Below are 19,144 nucleotides of genomic sequence, written 5' to 3' on the forward strand. Positions count from 1 at the left end.
CCGGGAAAGCGCGGTGATCACATCAACAGCCGGTGTTGCGTCTGGTGTACAGAAGCGCGGCCAGACCGATCGCAGCCACACTCAGTGAAAGGGCCGGGAAACCGACGGTCAACGTGTGCTCAATCAATGCGCCGGAGAGGCCCGAGGCCACCAGGCCACCCAGGGTGTAGGTCAGCACCAGCACGGCGGTGCCGTTGACCAGCGCCAGCCCTTTTTCACGCGCGCCAATGTCAATCATGGCCAAGGTGTAGAGGGCGCCGCCAGCTGCGCCCCAGATACACACCATCGGCCACACCAGCCAGCTGTGATGGGTCACAAACAGGCTGGCAAAGGTAACCAGCAAGATCAGTGCGGTCAAGGCGGTCATCAAGGTTCGCCGCCCCAGGGCCGGTGATGCAAATTGATCTGCCAGGATGCCCGCAGGCATGGCCACCAAGGTGCTTCCTGCACCGCTGACGGACACCAGCAAGGCCGCCGCGCTCGCACCCAGGCCCAACGTCAGTCCATACAGCGGCAGGACCGAGGCCAGGCCCAGCTCAAAAAAGCCACCCACAAAACCCGCCAGCATGACCACCGGGTGGGCCAGCACGGCATGCCAGAGCCCGTTCAGACCGACGTGGGCGGTGCCAGTGTCGTGATCCGGCGGCAGCACGGGGATCCATGCCGTCCAGGCCAGACCGGCGGTGAGCAGGGCGATGACCAGCCACGGTGCGTCGCGGCTGTCGGGGCCGATCCAGGCCAGCAGTGTGGGACCAATCACAAAGGTCAGTCCGATCATGGTGGCAAAGGCGCCGATGTAGCGGCCAGTTTGCCCGGGTGGGGCGAATTCGGCAATAAACGCCTCGGCCAGCACCCAGCGCAGCCCGTCGGCCAAGCCGGCCATCAGGACCAGAGCCAGCCATAACCCCAGGCTGGTGGTCGTGAAAAAGACCATCGCAGCGACCAGTGGCATGGCTGAAGACAGCCACATGGTGGTTCTACGCCCCATTTTTTGGGTCACGATGGACGCAAACGGGGTCATGACGAAAATGCCCAGCCAGGTCGAAGCCGCAAACAGGCCCGCCACCGTGGTGGACACCTCGGCCTTCTTGAGTGTCAGCAACATCAGAGGTGACAGCATGAAAACCCCGGACAGCTGAAACAGGGTGGAGAAAAAGACGCTGACAAGACCTCTTTTTGAACCGGCTGCGTGGGCCTGTTGGGCTTTGGCCATGGCCCTTATACGGCGCGCGCCTGCAAAATCGCCTGCGCCACTTCCGCAAAACCAGTGCCGCGCTCACTGCGCGTGATGTAACGCGGCTGGTGTGTCAGCTCGGCCTCAAAGCGGCGAATGTTGGCCACCCCGACGCTGTGGGGAAAGTGGGCAAACATGAGTTGGTCGTTGGTGGAGTCACCAACATAGACCCACTGGTCAAGCTCCTGGTCCAGCTCGCGCTGGAGCAGTTCGCGCACGATCCAGCGTGCGCCCGAGAGTTTGTTGTGCTCGCCGTACCAGCCGTTGATATGGATGCTGCTGACGGTGGCTGTCATGCCGGCGCTTTGCATGATGCGTACCGCGTGGGCGATGTCTGCCGCCGACAGGTGACTGAACTCGCTGTGGTCAATGGCTATGTCGGTCTCGCGTCCGGGTGAATCCTGCGACAGCCGGGCGTGGGGGATCTCGTGCAGGACCTGTTGTGCCACAAGCTGCATCTTCAGGTGATTGTCGGCTCGTGTGGTGGCATCCTGTTGATATATTTTTGATAGCTGTCTAGGCTTATTTTGTGCGGGCTGGAGGCCATTTTTGCTTGTATTCTTGACCGACTCCGACAAGGCGGCAACCGCTTCCACCCAGGCCACCGCGCCGTTTTCGGCCACAAAGGCGTCCATCGGCCAGGGCATCACCCCCCGGGCCAGATCACCGCAAGCAAATGGTCCACACCAGCCGATGGGCCGCCCGGTGATGGCCATCACATGCAAACCGGCCTGCTGCAGATCAGCCAGGGCGCCCAGGGCATCAGGGGTGATGGCGCCGTCGGTGGTCAGGGTGTCGTCGATGTCGGTCAACACGCCCACAATGCGACGGCGTTGTGCCAGTGGCCAGTGTGCCAATGCGTCCATATCAGGCGGCCGTTTGCAGCGCCAGCCCGGCGTGCTCGCGTAGCGGGTGGAAGTGGATCTTGGGAAAGCGCTCCTGCGCCAGCCGCACGTCATATGGGCTGGTGCACAGGTAGGCCAGGGTGTCGGCCGCGTCGCGCGCCATGCGCTGTGGATAGGCGTTGACGAAGTCCTTCAGTTCCTGTGGCGTGTCGGCGGTGATCCAGCGCGCGCCGGTGTACTGGCTGCTCTCCAGGCGGATGTCGGCATCGTATTCACCCTTGAGTCGGTGCTGCACCACTTCAAACTGCAGTTGCCCCACGGCGCCCAGCAGCATGTTGCCGCCCATCTCGGGCCTGAACACCTGGATGGCACCTTCTTCCCCCAGCTGGGCCAGCCCCTGCTGCAGCTGTTTGGTCCGCAGCGGGTTTTTCAGCACCACAGTCATGAACATTTCCGGCGCAAAAAACGGCAGTCCGGTGAACAGCAGGTTGACCGAGCCGTCGGTGATGGTGTCGCCCAGCTGCACACCGCCGTGGGTGGTAAAACCCACAATGTCGCCGGCGTAGGCTTCTTCCACCGCTTCGCGCCGCTGGCTCATGAAGGTCACCACGCTGGTCGGGCGCAGTTCTTTGCCGGTGCGCATCACCTTGAGTTTCATGCCCGGTGTGTACTTGCCGGAGCACATGCGCACAAAGGCAATGCGGTCACGGTGGTTGGCATCCATGTTGGCCTGCACCTTGAACACCACGCCGGAAAATGCGTCGTCCTCGGGGTGCACCTCTTTGATGACCGGCTGCTTGTTGACCACAAAGCTGCTGGTGCGTGGGCCGGGCGATGGGGCCAGATCGACCAGCGCGTCCAGCACCTCCATCACGCCAAAGTTGTTCACGCCTGAGCCGAAGAACACCGGGGTTTGTTTGCCGGCCAGGAAGGCTTCGCGGTCAAACGCGGGGGAGGCGCCGGTGGCCAGCTCCATGCTCTCCAGCGCGGTGGACCAGTCGTGGCCAAAGCGTGTGGCCAGGGCCTCGGGCTGGGCCAGTGGCACGGTCTCGAAGTCTTGCGGGCGCCGCTCGCTGCCCGACTCAAACACCGTCATGGCCTGGGTGCGCAGGTTGATGATGCCGCCGAAGGTTTTGCCCTGGCCCACCGGCCAGGTCATGGGCACGCAGGGCATGCCCAGTTCACGTTCCACTTCGTCCAGGATGTCCAGCGGGTCGCGCACCTCGCGGTCCATCTTGTTGACGAAGGTGATGATCGGGGTGTCGCGCTGGCGGCAGACTTCAATCAGGCGGCGGGTTTGCGCTTCCACGCCGTTGGCCGCATCAATCACCATCAGCGCCGAGTCCACGGCGGTGAGCACGCGGTAGGTGTCTTCAGAAAAGTCCTTGTGGCCGGGCGTGTCGAGCAGGTTGATCACGTGGTCGCGGTAGACCATTTGCATCACACTGGAGGCCACCGAAATGCCGCGCTGCTTTTCGATTTCCATCCAGTCGGAAGTGGCATGGCGGCTGGCTTTGCGTGCCTTGACCGAGCCGGCAATCTGAATCGCGCCCGAGAACAGCAGCAGCTTTTCGGTCAGCGTGGTTTTACCCGCATCCGGGTGGGAAATGATGGCAAAAGTGCGGCGGCGGCGGGTTTCAAAAGCGTAAGTCACAGGGGTTTCTCGGGTCTAGGGCGCCAGTCCTGGGCGCCAGTGGGGTACCCGCACCTTCAGGAGGAACGGCGGCGGGTCGATTGCCGTTGATTTTAAAGGCTGGGCCGCACCGTCAGATCGCGTCAAATGGTGCTAAATTCAAGTTGTAACAGCAGCCACAGGCACCCGTCACCATGGCCAACCAGACGATTCCCACTCAAGCTTTTGCCGGGCAAAGACCGGGCACCTCCGGGTTACGCAAAAAAGTCACGGTGTTCATGCAGCCGATGTACCTGGAAAACTTTGTCCAGGCCCTGCTGGATGTGCTCAATGGCTGCCGTGCCGATGGCCCGGCCGGAACGGCACTGCATGATCAGACGCTGGTGCTGGGGGGCGACGGGCGTTATCACAACCGCCTGGCGGTGCAGACCATCCTCAAACAGGCGGCGGCCAATGGTGTGCGGCGGGTGTTGCTCGGGCAGGGTGGCCTTTTGTCCACACCGGCTGCCAGTGCCGTGATCCGCCGGCGCCAGGCCTTGGGTGGCATCATTCTGTCGGCCAGCCACAACCCGGGTGGGCCGGACGGTGATTTCGGCATCAAATACAACGCCAGCAATGGCGGTCCGGCCAATGAAGCACTGACCGAGGCGGTCTACGCACGCTCCCAAAACCTGCGCGAAATCCGGTGTAGCGATGCGTCGGATATCGATATTGATACTTTAGGCGTGCGCTGGCTGGATCAGATGCAGGTCGAAGTGATTGATCCGGTGGCTGACTACGCCGCCGTGATGCGCTCGCTGTTTGACTTTGATCTGCTGCGGGGCATGTTCCAGCGTGGTTTTACCCTGCGCCTGGATGCCATGAACGCCGTGGGTGGCCCCTACGCCAAAGCCATTCTGGAAAACGAACTGGGGGCGCCCAGTGGTACGGTGGTGAATGCCTTGCCCCTGGAGGACTTTGGTGGCCTGCACCCGGACCCCAATCCGGTCAACGCCGAAGACCTGATTGCCCACATGATGCGTGCCGATGCCCCGGACTATGGTGCGGCGATGGACGGTGATGCCGACCGCAACATGGTGCTGGGGCGGCAGTTTATCGTCACGCCATCGGACAGCCTGGCGGTGATGACGGCGCATGCCCGGCTGATACCAGGCTACCGCGACGGCCTGCTGGGAGTGGCACGTTCCATGCCGACTTCTGCTGCGGTGGACCGGGTGGCCAAGGTGCTGGGAATTCCCTGCTTTGAAACACCGACCGGCTGGAAATTTTTTGGCAACCTGCTTGATGCCGGTCGTGTCACCCTGTGTGGTGAAGAAAGTTATGGCACCGGGTCCAGCCATGTGCGCGAAAAGGACGGTCTGTGGGCCATTCTGTTCTGGTTGAACCTGCAGGGGGCCACCGGTCGTTCGGTGGAGTCGCTGGTGCGTGAGCACTGGCACACCTATGGACGCAACTATTATTCGCGGCATGACTACGAGGGTATCCCGACGGTCATCGCCGATGCGCTGATGGCGGATCTGCGCGCCGGCTTGCCAGGTTGGCGGGGGCAGGCCTTTGGCTCGCGGACGGTCACGCTGGCTGACGATTTTTCTTATGCTGATCCGGTGGACGGCTCGGTATCGGCACACCAGGGTGTGCGGCTGATGTTTGATGACGGTGCGCGCGTGGTGTTTCGGTTATCGGGTACAGGCACTGAGGGCGCTACGTTACGGGTTTATCTGGAGCGCTACGAGGCGGACCCCAGCCGTCAGGACACGCCTGTTCAGCAGGCCCTGGCGGAGTTGGCCGCAGTGGCTGAACAGGTGGCGGGGATCCGCACACGCACTGGCATGGCAGGGCCAAGTGTGGCGACCTGAAGCTCTGGCGCACAACGCGTTGACCAAATTCAAAACGAGGAGAACACCCTATGCACGCTTTTGATCAAACCCAGGAGACCCATCAGTTGGTGCGCCAAACGGTGGCGCTGGTGCTGGCCGGTGGGCGCGGCTCCCGGCTCAAACAGTTGACCGACAGGCGCGCCAAGCCGGCGGTGTATTTTGGTGGCAAATTCCGGATCATTGACTTTACCCTGTCCAACTGCCTGAATTCCGGCATCCGGCGCATGGCGGTGGTGACGCAATACAAATCTCATTCGCTGATGCGCCACATGCAGCGCGGCTGGAGTTTTTTGCGGGCCGAACTCAATGAGATGGTCGACCTGCTGCCGGCCCAGCAGCGCACCGGGGAAGAGTTCTGGTACCGCGGCACGGCCGATGCCATCTTCCAGAACATGGACATCATCCGTTCCAGCCGCCCCAAATACATCGTGATTCTGGCCGGTGATCATGTCTACAAGATGGATTACTCCATCATGCTCAAGGACCATGTGGCGCGCAACGCAGGGTGCACGGTTGGTTGTATTGAAGTGCCCCGGTTTGAAGCCAGCGCCTTTGGCGTGATGGCGGTGGATGAAGCCCGCAAGATCACCGCGTTTGTGGAAAAACCGGCCAACCCGCCGGCCATGCCGGGCAACGATGCGGTGTCGCTGGCCAGCATGGGCATCTATATTTTCAATGCCGATTACTTGTACCAGCTGCTTGAGGACGACTTGCGCAACCCAGAGTCCGAGCATGATTTTGGCAAGAATGTGATTCCCCGCACAGTGGCCGATGGCCGTGCGTTGGCGCATCCGTTTGGTTTGTCTTGTGTGTCGCGGATCAAGGGTGGTGTGCCCTATTGGCGCGATGTCGGCACGATAGATGCCTTTTGGGCAGCCAATCTAGACCTGGCCTCCACCTTGCCGGAGCTGGACATTTACGACACCGAGTGGCCGATCTGGACCTATCAGCGCCAGCTGCCGCCGGCCAAGTTTGTGCCTGACATGCTGGGCCACAATGGGGTAGCGGTCAATACCCTGGTCTCCGGTGGCTGCATTGTGTCGGGCTCACATGTGGCGCATTCGGTGCTGTTTTCCGAGGTGCGGGTGCATTCTTTCTGTCGCGTCGAGGAGGCCGTGGTGTTGCCCGATGTGACCATTCACCGCAGTTGCCGCTTGCGCAAGGTGGTGATTGACCGGGGTTGCGAAATTCCCGAAGGTCTGGTGGTGGGGGAAGACCCGGAGCTGGACGCGAAACGTTTTGAGCGGACCGAAGGCGGGGTGGTGTTGATCACCCGCGAGATGCTGGCCCAGTTGTCATCAAAAGGTGATGGAGGTTTATGAGAGTTTTGCAGGTCAGCGCCGAGATTTTTCCGCTGCTTAAAACCGGAGGGTTGGCCGATGTCGCGGGCGCCCTCCCGGGTGCACTGGCTGCTGTCGGGTGTGATGTCCGGGTGTTGTTGCCCGGTTTTGCGCCCATTCTGGCTGACTTGTGTACCCCCACCGTACTGGCCGAACTGACCGCTCCATGGGGAGAGATTCTGGTGTTGCGTCAGGGGCGTTTGGCCAGTTTGAACGTGTGGGCGTATGTGATTGATGCGCCCGCTCTTTATGCCCGACCCGGTTCGCCTTACGAGGATGCTCAACGCCACCCCTATACCGACAATGATCGCCGTTTTGCCTTACTGGGCTGGGTGGCCTCTCGTCTGGCCAGCGGTCTGGATGCCGCCTGGCGGCCCAGGGTTGTCCATGCCCATGACTGGCATGCCGCACTGACCTGTGCCTACATGGCTTTTTTGCCACCCCAGCGGGAGCGGGTCGCCTGCGTCTATACCGTGCACAACCTGGCGTACCAGGGGCTGTTCGCTCCCCGTCATTTTTTTGAATTGGGCTTGCCGGCTGCGGCGTTTGCCATGGATGGGCTGGAGTTTCATGGCCAGATGTCGTTCATGAAAGCCGGTCTGTTTTACGCTGATCACATCACCACGGTGAGTCCCAGTTATGCCCGGGAAATCCGCACGCCTGAACAGGGGTGCGGGCTGGATGGTCTGTTGCGCACCCGTGCCGATGACTTGACGGGCATTTTGAATGGGGTGGATGAGGCCATCTGGGATCCGGCGCATGACCCTGTCATTGCCGCTCCTTTTGAAGCCGCCAATCCTGCCGGCAAAGCCTGTTGTAAAGCGGCGTTGCAACAGGAGTTGGGACTGGTGGTTCAGGCTGATGCACCGTTGTTCGGTATTGTCAGCCGCCTGACCGAACAAAAAGGTCTGCATTTGGTACTGGCCGTGCTGGACGAATTGCTGGCACGGGGGGGGCAACTGGTGGTGCTGGGAGCGGGTGATGCGGCGCTTGAACTGGCCTTTGCGGAGCGGGCTGCCGCCAGTCCGTCTTCAATTGCTGTGCGAGTGGGGTACGACGAGTCTTATGCCCACCAGATTTTTGCGGCAACCGATGTCACGCTGGTGCCCTCACGTTTTGAACCCTGCGGCTTGACCCAGATGTACGGTTTGAAATACGGCAGCTTGCCCCTGGTTCACCGGGTGGGGGGGCTGGCTGATACGGTGGTGGACTGTTCACTGGAGGACCTGGCCGAAGAGACGGCCAATGGTTTTGTCTTTGAGCATTTTGATTCACATGCGCTGTCGCGTGCCTTGGCGCGGGCTTTTGCGCTCTATGCCTTGCCGGCTCAGTGGCGGTTGGTCCAGGAGCGGGCCATGCACCAGAACCTGGGGTGGCCTCGGGCGGCCGCCCAATATCTGGCGCTTTACCAAAGGCTGTGTCATTGATGACCGAAGCCATGTTGCCGCAACGCCGCGCCGGTGTGGTACTGCACCCCACGTCTTTGCCTGGTCCGCACGGTTGCGGTGATCTGGGGCCCGGGGCTTACCATTTTGTGGACTGGCTGCAAGTGGCCGGCCAGACCTTGTGGCAAACCTTGCCGCTTGGGCCGGTCGGGCTGGGTTATTCCCCCTATATGGGCAGTTCCGTGTTGGCCGGCAATCCGATGCTGGTGGCGCTGGAGCCCTTGGCGGCCCGGGGCTGGATCAGTGCCACCAGCCTGCAGGCTGATTTTGATGCCTTGCGCGTGGATTTCACCCGGGTTGAGCCCTGGCGTATGGCGCGGCTGCGTGAGGCCTTTGCCGGTTTTGTGGCGCAGAACCAGCTGGGTGATCAGCAGGCGCTGTCTGACTGGGCCTTGTCGCAGCGCAGCTGGCTGGAGGATTACGCCTTGTTCATGGCACTTGACCAGCTTCACGCCCCGGCCTTGTGGACGCAGTGGCCGTCGGCCCTGGCGCGACGGGAGCCCGCCGCTCTGGACGAAGCGCGCCGCGACATGGCGGATGAACTGGCGTTCTGGCAGTTTGTCCAATGGCAGTTTGATACGCAATGGCACGCGCTCAAGGCCTACGCCCATACCAAAGAGGTGTTGCTGGTTGGCGATCTGCCCATTTTTGGTGCGCATCACAGCGCCGATTGTTGGGCGCGTCCAGACCTCTACCAGCTCGATGACGATGGTATGCCCACGGTGGTGGCGGGGGTGCCGCCCGACTTTTTCTCGGTGACAGGGCAGCGCTGGGGCAATCCCCTGTACGACTGGGCGGCCATGCAGGCTGACGGTTTTGCCTGGTGGATTGGCCGGATCCGGCGCCAGCTTGAGCTGGCCGATGTGATCCGAATTGACCACTTTCGCGGTTTTGTTGACTACTGGGAAATTCCTGCGGACGAACCTACAGCTGTCAACGGAAGCTGGCGGGCCGGTCCTGGTGAAGCGCTGTTTGCGGCACTGACACAGGCCCTGGGTGATCTGCCGATCATTGCCGAAGACCTGGGCATCATCACTCCCGAGGTGGTGGCGCTACGTGAACGCCTCGGTTTTCCGGGTATGCGGGTCTTGCAGTTTGCTTTTGCCGGCGATGCATCCCATCCTTTTCTGCCGCACAACTATGAATCCAATACGGTGGTGTACACCGGCACCCATGACAACGACACGTTGCGGGGGTGGTGGGCTGGCTGCACCCCGCATGAACGGGCGTTTGCGCAACATTACCTTGGCATCAGCGACACCGAGGTGAGCTGGGCGATGTTGCGCGCGGCGTTGATGTCGGTGGCCAGACTGTCCTTGTGCCAGTTTCAGGATGTACTGGAGCTCGATGGGTCACACCGGATGAACACGCCCGGCACCATGGGGTGCTGGTCCTGGCGGTTTTCCTGGGATTGGGTTCAGCCGCACATGGCGACCACGTTGGCTCTTTTCACGGCAGCCAGTGGCCGCACGAAGTTTCACCGTCTTCAACTGCCGGATTGATGTGGCTCGAGTGATGATCGGGGGCGGGAAGTGTCCTGCTGAAACAGGAGCAGCGCATGCGCCGCCACAGGAACGGGGGCATCACCGGTTGCCAGCCAGTCGGCTTTGCCACGTGGCTGGCTGGTGTCCAGCACCGCCTGCCATGGCCCCCTGGGCAAGACAAAGTTTCTGGCATCAGCCTCGTTGTTGATCAGCAGCAGCAGCGGTGAGCTGGCGCGACCCGGCTGGCCAATCAGGCAGCCCAGGGTCCGGAAATGCGGCACATGCCAGGCCGGGCCCTGCAAGACGCTGCCATCCGCGTTCCACCACGACAGATCGTAGATACCGTCGGCATTGGCTGTGCCGCTGTACCAGGTGTTGGCAAAGGGCAGCAGGTGATGCCGCAAGGCAATCACATGACGGGTGAACGCTATCAGATCCTGGTCTGCCTGGCTCCAGTCGATCCAGCTGGTGGCGTTGTCCTGGCAGTAGGGGTTGTTATTGCCGCCTTGTGTATGTCCCAGTTCGTCCCCAGCGCACAGCATCGGGGTGCCCTGAGCCAGCAGGGTGGTGGCCAGTAGGGCGCGTTGCAAGCGGCTGCGCAGGGTGTTGATGGCTGGGTCATTGCTGGGTCCTTCGGCACCACAATTGAAGTTGAGGTTGTGGCCCTGACCATCGCGGTTGTTTTCGCCATTGGCCAGGTTGTGTCGGTGGTTATAACTGAGCAAGTCACGCAGTGTGAAGCCGTCGTGGGAAACCACGTAGTTGACTGACTCCGCTGGTGCCCTGCGGTAGGCTTGATACAGGTCGGATGAACCGCACAGCCGCATGGCAAGGTCACCCCGGTGGCCGCTGTTCGCGCCAGTGACTGGCGCGCTGGCACCCTGGACCCAAAATCGACGCATCTCGTCACGGAACTGGTCGTTCCACTCCAGCCAGCCGCGCGGGAACCGGCCCACTTGGTAACCGCCCGACCCGATATCCCAGGGTTCTGCAATCATCTTGACTCTGGACAACACCGGGTCCTGTGTCACGGCGGCAAAGAACGAGGCTTGGGTGCTGAATCCGCTATCGGTACGCCCCAGCACGCTGGCAAGGTCAAAGCGGAAACCATCCACATGCATGTCGCTGACCCAGTAGCGCAGGCTGTCCATGACCATTTGCAACACCCGTGGCTGCCGAAGATCCAGGGTATTGCCGCAGCCGCTGTCGTTGTTGTAGTGGCTGCGGTCATCCGCATTGAGCTTGTAATAACTGGCGTTGTCGAGCCCCCGAAAACTCAGGATCGGACCGGTATGGTCCGTCTCGGCGGTGTGGTTGTAGACCACGTCCAGAATCACCTCCAGTCCGACGCGGTGCAGGGTGCGCACCATGGTGCGGAACTCGTCACGCGCAGACTGGCCAGCTGTTTGACTGGCCAGCTGAGGGTTGAGAGAGAAAAAACCAAGGGTGTTGTAGCCCCAGTAGTTGCGCAGTCCCATGCTGACCAATCGCTCCTCACTGAGGGCATATTGCACTGGCAGCAAGTTGACTGCGGTGATCCCCAGGCTCTTGAGGTGCTGGATGGTGGCTTCATGTGCCAGTCCGGCAAACGTGCCTCGCGATTCAACCGGAATGGCCGGATGGGTGCGGGTCAGGCCTTTGACATGGCATTCGTACAGGACGGTGTCGGCCAACGGCGTTTCAGGCGGCCGGTCGTCTCCCCAGTCGAAGGCGTCGTAGGTCACGCGCGCTTTCAGGGCCAGGCGGGCGTTGTCGCGCGTGGCCATGTGGCGTGCATCGGCCTGGTCTGGTGCAAAGTGTTCATCAGACCAGATGAAGTCACCAACGATGTCACGGGCATAGGGGTCCAGCAGCAATTTGGAGGCATCAAAACGGTGGCCCTGGCCAGGATGCCAGGGGCCATGTGCACGCAGTCCATAAACCAGCCCGGGTTGGGCGTCGGGCAGGTAGCCATGCCAGATGTCGTTGTGGTAGCCCGGCAGGCGCATGCGGGTCAGCTCGCGTGTCCCTGTTGCGTCAAACAAGCACAACTCCATGGCCTGGGCGTTGGCTGAGAAAACCGCAAAGTTGATGCCTTGCCCGTCGAAGTGGGCTCCCAGCGGCCAGGGGCGCCCCAACTGCAAGTTCAAGGAAGTCAGGCGATCCATTCCAGGAATACCGTGGACAGGGGCGGGAGGGTGAGCACCAGTGACTGGGGCTGGCCTTGCCAGGAGGTGCTGCTGGTGTTGGCCGGGGCCGTCAGAGCGATCACACCGCTACCGCCATAACGTGCGGCGTCGGTGTTGAGCACCTCGCGGTAACCACCGGGGCGCGGGACACCAATGCGGTAGTCGGTCCAGACACTGGGGGTGAAGTTGCACACCACGACGACAAAGCTGCTTTGGGCGTTGGCCCAACGGATAAAACTCAGTACCGAATGTTGGTGGTCGTTGTGATCAATCCACTCAAAGCCTTCGCTGACAAAGTCTTGGCGGTACAGCGCCGGGGTGGCGCGGTACAGGTGGTTGAGGTCACGCACCAGCTGCTGCACGCCGGCATGTGCCGGGTTGTCCAGCAGATGCCAGTCCAGGCTCTGGTCATGATTCCATTCACGTTCCTGGGCAAATTCGCAACCCATGAACAGCAATTTTTTACCAGGGTGGCCCCACATATAGCCCAGATAGGCGCGCACATTGGCCAGCTGTTGCCAGCGATCCCCCGGCATTTTGGTCAGTAGTGACCCCTTGCCGTGTACCACTTCATCGTGCGAGACGGGCAGCACAAAATTTTCGTTGAAGGCGTACACCAGGCTGAAGGTCATCTCACCCTGGTGATGCTGCCGGTAGATCGGGTCACGCGCCATGTAAGCCAGGGTGTCATGCATCCAGCCCATGTTCCACTTGTAGTGAAAGCCCAGGCCACCGGCATAAGTGGGGCGCGACACCGCCGGGTAGGCGGTGGACTCTTCCGCCAGGGTGACGGCCTGCGGCCGTTCCACCCCAACCACCTCATTCAGGCGTTTGAGGAACGCGATGGCTTCGAGGTTTTCACGCCCGCCAAACACGTTGGGAACCCATTCACCTGCCTTGCGGCTGTAGTCTCGGTACAGCATGGAGGCCACCGCGTCCACACGCAGACCGTCCACGCCAAAACGCTCCAGCCAGTACAAGGCATTGCCGACCAGAAAATTGCGGACCTCGGTGCGACCCAGGTTGTAGATCAGGGTGTTCCAGTCAACGTGGAAACCCTCACGTGGGTCGGCGTATTCGTACAGGTGGGTACCGTCAAAGTTGGCCAGTCCGTGAGCATCGCTGGGAAAATGCGCGGGCACCCAATCCAGAATCAGCCCGATACCCGCTGCATGGCAGCGTGCCACCAGGCGTCCAAACCCTGCGGCATCGCCGAACCGCGCAGTGGGTGCATACAGCCCCACGGGTTGGTAACCCCAGGAACCATCAAACGGGTGTTCGCTGACGGGCAACAGTTCCAGGTGGGTAAACCCCATGTCCTCGGCATAGGGCACCAGGGTGTCGGCCAGTTCATCCCAGTTGAGCCAACGGTTGCCATCCTGGGGCATCCGTCGCCAGGAGCCAAGATGGACCTCGTAAATGCTCATCGGCGCATCCAGCGCATTGGCTCGCTGGCGTGTGGTGTCAGCCGGTACCGTGCGGGGGAGTTGTCCCACCACACTGGCAGTCGCCGGACGCAATTCACTTTGCAGGGCGTAGGGGTCGGCACGCAGGGGCAGCACGTCCCCTCCCGGGCCTCGCACTTCGTATTTGTAGTGTGCTCCCGGGGCAACGTCCGGCAGGAACAGTTCCCAGACGCCACATTCGCGGCGCAAGCGCATCGGGTGGCGGCGGCCGTCCCATAGGTTGAAGTCGCCGACCACACTGACCCGGGTGGCGTTGGGCGCCCAGACTGCAAAGCGGGTACCGGTGACGCCCAGCTGGGTGCCTGGGTGCGCACCCAGCACCTCAAAGGGCCGCAGATGTGAACCTTCGCCGAGCAGCCAGGCATCCATGTCGCCCAACAGCAAGGGGAAGCGGTAAGGGTCATGCAGCGTGGCCTGTTGGCCGGTGGACCAGGTGACCCGCAGTTGATAGGCTGCGCCGGGGGCCAGCGTGACCGTGCCTTCGTAGAACCCGGCAGGATGTCGTTCCTGAAGGTCAGCACAGGGCGTGCCGTGTGCGTTCAGCACGGTGACGTGACGGGCGCCAGGCAGGAAACAGCGCAATTCGGCCTGCCCTGCTGCTGTGAAATGCAAACCCAGCACCGCAAACGGGTCGGGATGGCTGGCGCCGCAAATCAGGGCAACATCTTTGGAGGGCAACATGGCAGACCAGTCAAAAATGAACGGATGAAGGCGTCACATTGTCACGGTGTGGCCGGCACGGACTCCACATGCCAGATCTGCCGCGCGTATTCACCAATGGTGCGATCTGCCGAGAATACACCCATGCCCGCCACGTTGGTGATGCTGCGTTCACACCACAGCTCAGGCTGCCGGTAAAGCGCGTCAACCCGCGCCTGAGTGGCAATGTAGGAAGCGAAATCCGCCAGCAGCATGTAATGGTCGCCGCCCCACAGCAGCGAGTCCATCAGGGGACGGTAGCGGCCCGGCTCGGTCGGTGAGAACCGCCCTCCGGCGATGGCGTCCAGCACGGTTTTGAGGGCCGGTTGACTTTCAAAATAGCGCATGGGCTGGTAGCCACTTTGTCGCAACGCTCTGACTTCTGGCGTCTTCAGGCCAAAGATGAAGATGTTGTCGTCACCAACGTTCTGGCGGATTTCGATGTTGGCCCCATCGTCGGTGCCAATGGTCAGTGCGCCATTGAGGGCCAGCTTCATGTTGCCGGTGCCGGAGGCTTCGGTGCCAGCGGTTGAAATCTGCTCGGACAGGTCGGCCCCTGGCATGATCACCTCGGCCACGGAGACACCGTAGTTGGGCATGAACACCAGCTTGAGCTTGTCACCTATGCGGGCATCCTGGTTGATGACCTGCCCAACGTCGTGGATCAACCGGATGATGGATTTGGCGGTGACATAACTGGAGGCCGCCTTGCCCGCAAAAATGACGGTACGCGGCACCCAGGAGGCGTTGGGTTCGGCCAGGATCGCCTGGTAGCGCCATACCACATGCAGGACGTTGAGCAACTGGCGCTTGTATTCATGGATGCGTTTGACCTGCACATCAAACAGGCTGTCCGGATTGACCTTGATGCCGGTGCTGTTTTCGATGGCGCGGGCCAGCCGAACCTTGTTGTCGCGTTTGATGGCCCGAAAGGCCTGTTGAAATACCGGGTCGGATTTTTTGGCAGCCAGCCGTGTCAGCTGGCTGAGGTCCAGCCGCCAGCCCGGCCCCAAGGTCTCATCCAGCAGGCCAGCCAGCCCCGGATTGGCCTGGGCCAGCCAGCGCCTGGGTGTGACGCCATTGGTCATGTTGGTGAAGCGATCCGGCCACAAGGCGGCGAAGTCGGCAAAAATGGTTTGCACCAGCAGGTCGGAGTGCAGGGCCGAAACACCATTGACCTTGTGGCTGCCCACAATCGACAAGTGCGCCATGCGCACCCGGCGTTCACCGTGCTCGTCAATCAATGACAGCCGCGCCAGAAAGCCGTTGTCACCAGGCCGGCACTTGGCGGCTTCGTCGAGGAATTCCTTGTTGATGCGGAAAATGATTTCCAGATGCCTGGGCAACACGTGTTGCAGCAGGCTCACCGGCCAGGTTTCCAGTGCCTCGGGCATCAGGGTGTGGTTGGTGTACGAAAACGTCTTGCCACACAGTGCCCAGGCCTGCTCCCAGGGCATGCGGTGTTCATCGCACAAAATGCGCATCAGCTCGGCCACCCCGATGGCCGGGTGGGTGTCGTTCAGGTGAATGGCCACATGGTCGGCCAGATTGTCCAGCGTCGGGTGTTCCTGCAGGTGGCGCGCCACCAGATCCTGCATCGAGGCCGCGACAAAAAAGTACTCCTGCTTGAGTCGCAGCTCGCGCCCGGCCGGGGTGCTGTCGTTGGGGTAGAGCACCCAGGAAATATTCTCAAACTCGTTTTTGGTGTTGGCGGCGCGGGCGTAGTCGCCGGTGTTGAAGGCACTCAGGTCAAAGTGGGCTGGGGCGGCCGCCTTCCACAGGCGCAAGGTGCTGACCTTGCGGGTGCCATGGCCGGGCACCACCATGTCATAGGCTTTGGCGGCCACTTCTCCGGTGTGGCGCCAGATGGTTTGTTCATCCACGTGCTCAACCCACCCCCCAAAACGGACCGGATAACTGATGTCGGGACGGGGAAACTCCCATGGGGTGCCGTCGACCAGCCAGGGGTCGGGGTATTCCACCTGTGCCCCGTTGACGATGTCCTGGGCGAACATGCCGTACTCATAACGAATGCCATAACCCCAGGACGGCAGGCTCAGTGTGGCCATGGCGTCCAGAAAACACGCTGCCAACCGACCCAGGCCACCATTGCCCAGGGCAGCATCGGGTTCACAGTCGGCCACATCTTCCAGGCGCTGGGCGTGCTGGCGCAGGCCTTCCGCCGCACCGTCGGTTAACTGGAGTGCCGCCAGGGCATTGGACAGTGTGCGTCCCATCAGGAACTCCATGGACAGGTAAACCACCCGGCGCGCCTTGTGCTGGCGCTCCTGGGCCTGGGTCGCCACCCAGCGTTCGGACAGTTGTGCCCTGACCACCTGGGCCACGGCCTGCATCAGGTCGCAGCGCGAAGCCTGGTCAGGGCCAACGCCGACGGTATGCAGCAGGTGGGCATTGATTTGTGCGCCGATGTCGGTTGGCTGGGGTAAAACGTTGGCATTCAAGGGGAATCCTCTGGCGTTGGCAAAGTGCTGTGTCTGATGGGTATTTTGCACGCTCAGGCCACCCCGCTTTACCGGCCGGTTACCGGGGCATCCTATAATTCGCGCCATCCGAGGAGCGTTGCAACTCACACTGAAGGCCTGGTGGCCTCGTGCTGAGTGAGGCTCGGAACCCGCTGCGGCCAGGTGCCAGGCGTTTCACAACGGCGCTCACCCACAGCTTGTGAGGTGAGGTTTCTCCCGCAGGCTGTGGTTGTCATCTTGATAACTATTGGAGTGAACCATGAGCGCTGCATCTAAAAAAACTGTCAAACCGGTTGTCAAAGCTGCGACCAAGTCCGCAGTGAAAGCGGCTGTTCAACCGGCCCAAGCCGCCGCCCACATCATCGCCGACATCGGCCTGGCTGCCTGGGGCCGCAAAGAACTCAACATTGCCGAGACCGAAATGCCCGGCCTGATGGCCATCCGTGAAGAATTCGCCAAAGAGCAGCCGCTCAAAGGCGCCCGTATCACTGGCAGCCTGCACATGACGATCCAGACCGGCGTGCTGATCGAAACCCTGCAAGCCCTGGGCGCGCAAGTGCGCTGGGCTTCCTGCAACATCTTTTCCACGCAGGATCACGCCGCCGCCGCGATCGCCGCCACTGGCACACCGGTGTTCGCGGTCAAAGGCGAGTCGCTGGCCGACTACTGGGACTACACCCACCGCATTTTTGAATTTGGCGGCAAAAAGGGCACCGCGGCCGAAGGCCCCAACATGATCCTGGACGACGGCGGTGATGCCACCTTGTTGATGCACCTGGGTGCCCGTGCCGAGAAGAACCCCAAACTGCTGGACAACCCTGGCAGCGAAGAAGAGACCTGCCTGTTTGCCGCCATCAAGGCCAAGCTCAAGGTTGACCCCACTTGGTACAGCCGCCGCGTGAAACACATCATCGGCGTGACCGAAGAAACCACCACCGGTGTGCACCGCCTCAACGAGATGTCGGCCAAAGGTGAACTGATGCTGCGCGCCATCAACGTCAACGACTCGGTGACCAAGAGCAAGTTTGACAACCTGTACGGTTGCCGCGAGTCGCTGGTGGACGGCATCAAGCGCGCTACGGACGTGATGGTGGCCGGCAAGGTGGCAGTTGTGGCTGGTTATGGCGACGTGGGCAAGGGCTGCGCCCAGGCGCTGCGTGCCTTGAGCGCCCAGGTCTGGGTGACCGAGATCGATCCGATCAACGCGCTGCAAGCCGCCATGGAAGGCTTCAAGGTTGTCACCATGGAATACGCGGCTGACAAGTGCGATATTTTTGTCACTGCCACCGGCAACCTGAACGTGATCACCTACAAACACATGGCCGCCATGAAAGACCAGGCCATCGTTTGCAACATTGGTCACTTCGACAATGAAATCGACGTGGCCTCCCTGTCCAAGTGCAAGTGGGAAGAGATCAAGCCGCAAGTGGACCACGTGATTTTCCCGGCCAAGGGCAAGACCCCGGTCAAGCGCATCATCCTGCTGGCCAAGGGCCGCCTGGTGAACCTGGGCTGCGCCACCGGCCACCCCAGCTTTGTCATGAGCTCCAGCTTTGCCAACCAGACCCTGGCGCAAATCGAGTTGTTCACCAAACCCAAGGCCTACAAGTCGGGTAAGGTCTATGTGTTGCCCAAACACCTGGACGAAAAAGTGGCCCGTCTGCACCTGAAGAAGGTGGGTGCCCAGTTGTCCGAGCTGACCGACGAACAAGCCGCCTACATCGGCGTCAGCAAGACTGGCCCGTACAAGGCCGAAAACTACCGCTACTAAGCACCCGATGCGCATCGACCAACTGCTGGTACAGCGTGGCCTGGCCAGCACCCGTTCTCAGGCCCAGCGCCTGATTGCTGGTGGTGTCGAGTGGCTGCAGGGCGATGTCTGGCGCAAGATTGCCAAAAATGGTGACGATGTGCCGGACGACGCCGAGCTGCGTTTGCTGGACGAATCCGAGGCCCGTTATGTCTCGCGCGGCGGCCTTAAGCTGGAAGCTGCGCTGCGGCACATGGGCTGGTCGGTGGCCGGCTGGCAGTGTCTGGATGTTGGCCAATCCACCGGCGGGTTCACCGATTGCCTGCTCCAGCATGGCGCGGCCATGGTGGTTGGGGTAGACGTCGGCAGCGCCCAGCTGCACCCCAGCCTGCGTGCCGACCCACGGGTGCTGTGTGTCGAAGGGGTCAACGCCCGTGCCTTGGATGCTTCTGATTTGATAGCTGCTTATGAAGACAGTATGCGGGCTGATGGCCAATTTGAGCTTGAAGAAGACGAGGGTGGCGCCGCCGCCTTTGCCCCGGCGTTTGACCTGATCGTGGCCGACTTGTCGTTCATCTCACAAACGCTGGTGCTACCGGCGGTGGTGCCGCTGCTCAAGGACGGCGGTCGGCTGCTGACGCTGGTGAAGCCGCAGTTTGAACTTCAGCCCGGCCAGGTGGGCAAGGGCGGCATCGTCAGGGACGCGGCGCTGTACGCGGT

Annotated in this window: 12 protein-coding genes and 1 riboswitch; of the genes, 6 read left to right on the forward strand and 6 right to left on the reverse strand. The window is 61.5% G+C overall.

The genetic code is table 11. The annotated features are described in order from the left end of the window. Positions 1 to 22: 22 nt before the first annotated feature. The 3 genes from PHW99_RS05865 to PHW99_RS05875 are packed head-to-tail and all read right to left on the reverse strand — an operon-like array spanning position 23 to position 3,733. Positions 23 to 1,213, reverse strand: a complete 1,191-nt coding sequence (locus PHW99_RS05865; protein WP_300174699.1) for an MFS transporter — start codon at positions 1,211 to 1,213, stop codon at positions 23 to 25. Positions 1,214 to 1,218: 5 nt separating this feature from the next. Further along, positions 1,219 to 2,100, reverse strand: a complete 882-nt coding sequence (locus PHW99_RS05870) for an HAD-IIB family hydrolase (RefSeq protein ID WP_300174701.1) — start codon at positions 2,098 to 2,100, stop codon at positions 1,219 to 1,221. A 1-nt stretch (position 2,101) separates the two neighbouring features. After that, positions 2,102 to 3,733, reverse strand: a complete 1,632-nt coding sequence (locus PHW99_RS05875) for a peptide chain release factor 3 (protein WP_300174703.1) — start codon at positions 3,731 to 3,733, stop codon at positions 2,102 to 2,104. Positions 3,734 to 3,906: 173 nt separating this feature from the next. Here PHW99_RS05875 and PHW99_RS05880 point away from each other — a divergent pair, with 173 nt between their 5' ends. From PHW99_RS05880 to malQ, 4 genes are read left to right on the forward strand one after another with little or no spacing between them, the layout of a single operon-like run. Further along, positions 3,907 to 5,568, forward strand: coding sequence for an alpha-D-glucose phosphate-specific phosphoglucomutase (locus PHW99_RS05880; RefSeq protein WP_300174705.1), 1,662 nt, complete (start codon positions 3,907 to 3,909; stop codon positions 5,566 to 5,568). 50 nt (positions 5,569 to 5,618) lie between these two features. Further along, entirely contained in the window at positions 5,619 to 6,911 is a 1,293-nt protein-coding gene (gene glgC / locus PHW99_RS05885; protein ID WP_300174706.1) for a glucose-1-phosphate adenylyltransferase, read from the forward strand. Then, on the forward strand, positions 6,908 to 8,356 hold the full coding sequence (gene glgA / locus PHW99_RS05890; protein ID WP_300174707.1) for a glycogen synthase GlgA: 1,449 nt from the start codon (positions 6,908 to 6,910) through the stop codon (positions 8,354 to 8,356). Before glgC ends, glgA begins: the two co-directional genes overlap by 4 nt. Further along, on the forward strand, positions 8,356 to 9,876 hold the full coding sequence (gene malQ / locus PHW99_RS05895) for a 4-alpha-glucanotransferase (protein WP_300174708.1): 1,521 nt from the start codon (positions 8,356 to 8,358) through the stop codon (positions 9,874 to 9,876). The genes glgA and malQ overlap by 1 nt, the downstream gene beginning before the upstream one ends. Here malQ and glgX read toward each other — a convergent pair. Genes glgX through PHW99_RS05910 form a run of 3 tightly spaced genes read right to left on the reverse strand, consistent with a single transcriptional unit; the run spans position 9,861 to position 16,653 of the window. Next, complete coding sequence (gene glgX, locus PHW99_RS05900; protein WP_300174709.1) at positions 9,861 to 11,987, reverse strand: glycogen debranching protein GlgX; 2,127 nt, start codon at positions 11,985 to 11,987, stop codon at positions 9,861 to 9,863. The genes malQ and glgX overlap by 16 nt on opposite strands. A gap of 5 nt (positions 11,988 to 11,992) precedes the next feature. Then, complete coding sequence (gene glgB / locus PHW99_RS05905) at positions 11,993 to 14,173, reverse strand: 1,4-alpha-glucan branching protein GlgB (RefSeq protein WP_300174710.1); 2,181 nt, start codon at positions 14,171 to 14,173, stop codon at positions 11,993 to 11,995. 41 nt (positions 14,174 to 14,214) lie between these two features. Next, the gene (locus PHW99_RS05910; RefSeq protein WP_300174711.1) at positions 14,215 to 16,653 is read right to left on the reverse strand and encodes a glycogen/starch/alpha-glucan phosphorylase; all 2,439 of its coding nucleotides are present in this window, start codon (positions 16,651 to 16,653) and stop codon (positions 14,215 to 14,217) included. 104 nt (positions 16,654 to 16,757) lie between these two features. Continuing rightward, a riboswitch (S-adenosyl-L-homocysteine riboswitch) is annotated at positions 16,758 to 16,869 on the forward strand. 64 nt (positions 16,870 to 16,933) lie between these two features. On the opposite strand from PHW99_RS05910, the gene ahcY reads away from it, so the two are divergent. Next, complete coding sequence (ahcY, locus tag PHW99_RS05915) at positions 16,934 to 18,445, forward strand: adenosylhomocysteinase (protein ID WP_300174712.1); 1,512 nt, start codon at positions 16,934 to 16,936, stop codon at positions 18,443 to 18,445. 7 nt (positions 18,446 to 18,452) lie between these two features. Beyond that, positions 18,453 to 19,144 (forward strand): TlyA family RNA methyltransferase (locus PHW99_RS05920; RefSeq protein WP_300174713.1); only part of this gene is annotated, 692 nt, incomplete at its 3' end.

Source organism: Rhodoferax sp. (genome assembly GCF_028689305.1).
Taxonomy (GTDB): Bacteria; Pseudomonadota; Gammaproteobacteria; order Burkholderiales; family Burkholderiaceae_C; genus Rhodoferax.

What these genes read in the sequence shown, in the direction of transcription:
- PHW99_RS05865 (WP_300174699.1), bottom strand. Translation starts at nt 1,213, where the DNA reads ATGGCCAAAGCCCAACAGGCCCACGCAGCCGGTTCAAAAAGAGGTCTT.
- PHW99_RS05870 (WP_300174701.1), bottom strand. Translation starts at nt 2,100, where the DNA reads ATGGACGCATTGGCACACTGGCCACTGGCACAACGCCGTCGCATTGTG.
- PHW99_RS05880 (WP_300174705.1), top strand. Translation starts at nt 3,907, where the DNA reads ATGGCCAACCAGACGATTCCCACTCAAGCTTTTGCCGGGCAAAGACCG.
- glgC (WP_300174706.1), top strand. Translation starts at nt 5,619, where the DNA reads ATGCACGCTTTTGATCAAACCCAGGAGACCCATCAGTTGGTGCGCCAA.
- glgA (WP_300174707.1), top strand. Translation starts at nt 6,908, where the DNA reads ATGAGAGTTTTGCAGGTCAGCGCCGAGATTTTTCCGCTGCTTAAAACC.
- malQ (WP_300174708.1), top strand. Translation starts at nt 8,356, where the DNA reads ATGACCGAAGCCATGTTGCCGCAACGCCGCGCCGGTGTGGTACTGCAC.
- glgB (WP_300174710.1), bottom strand. Translation starts at nt 14,173, where the DNA reads ATGTTGCCCTCCAAAGATGTTGCCCTGATTTGCGGCGCCAGCCATCCC.
- ahcY (WP_300174712.1), top strand. Translation starts at nt 16,934, where the DNA reads ATGAGCGCTGCATCTAAAAAAACTGTCAAACCGGTTGTCAAAGCTGCG.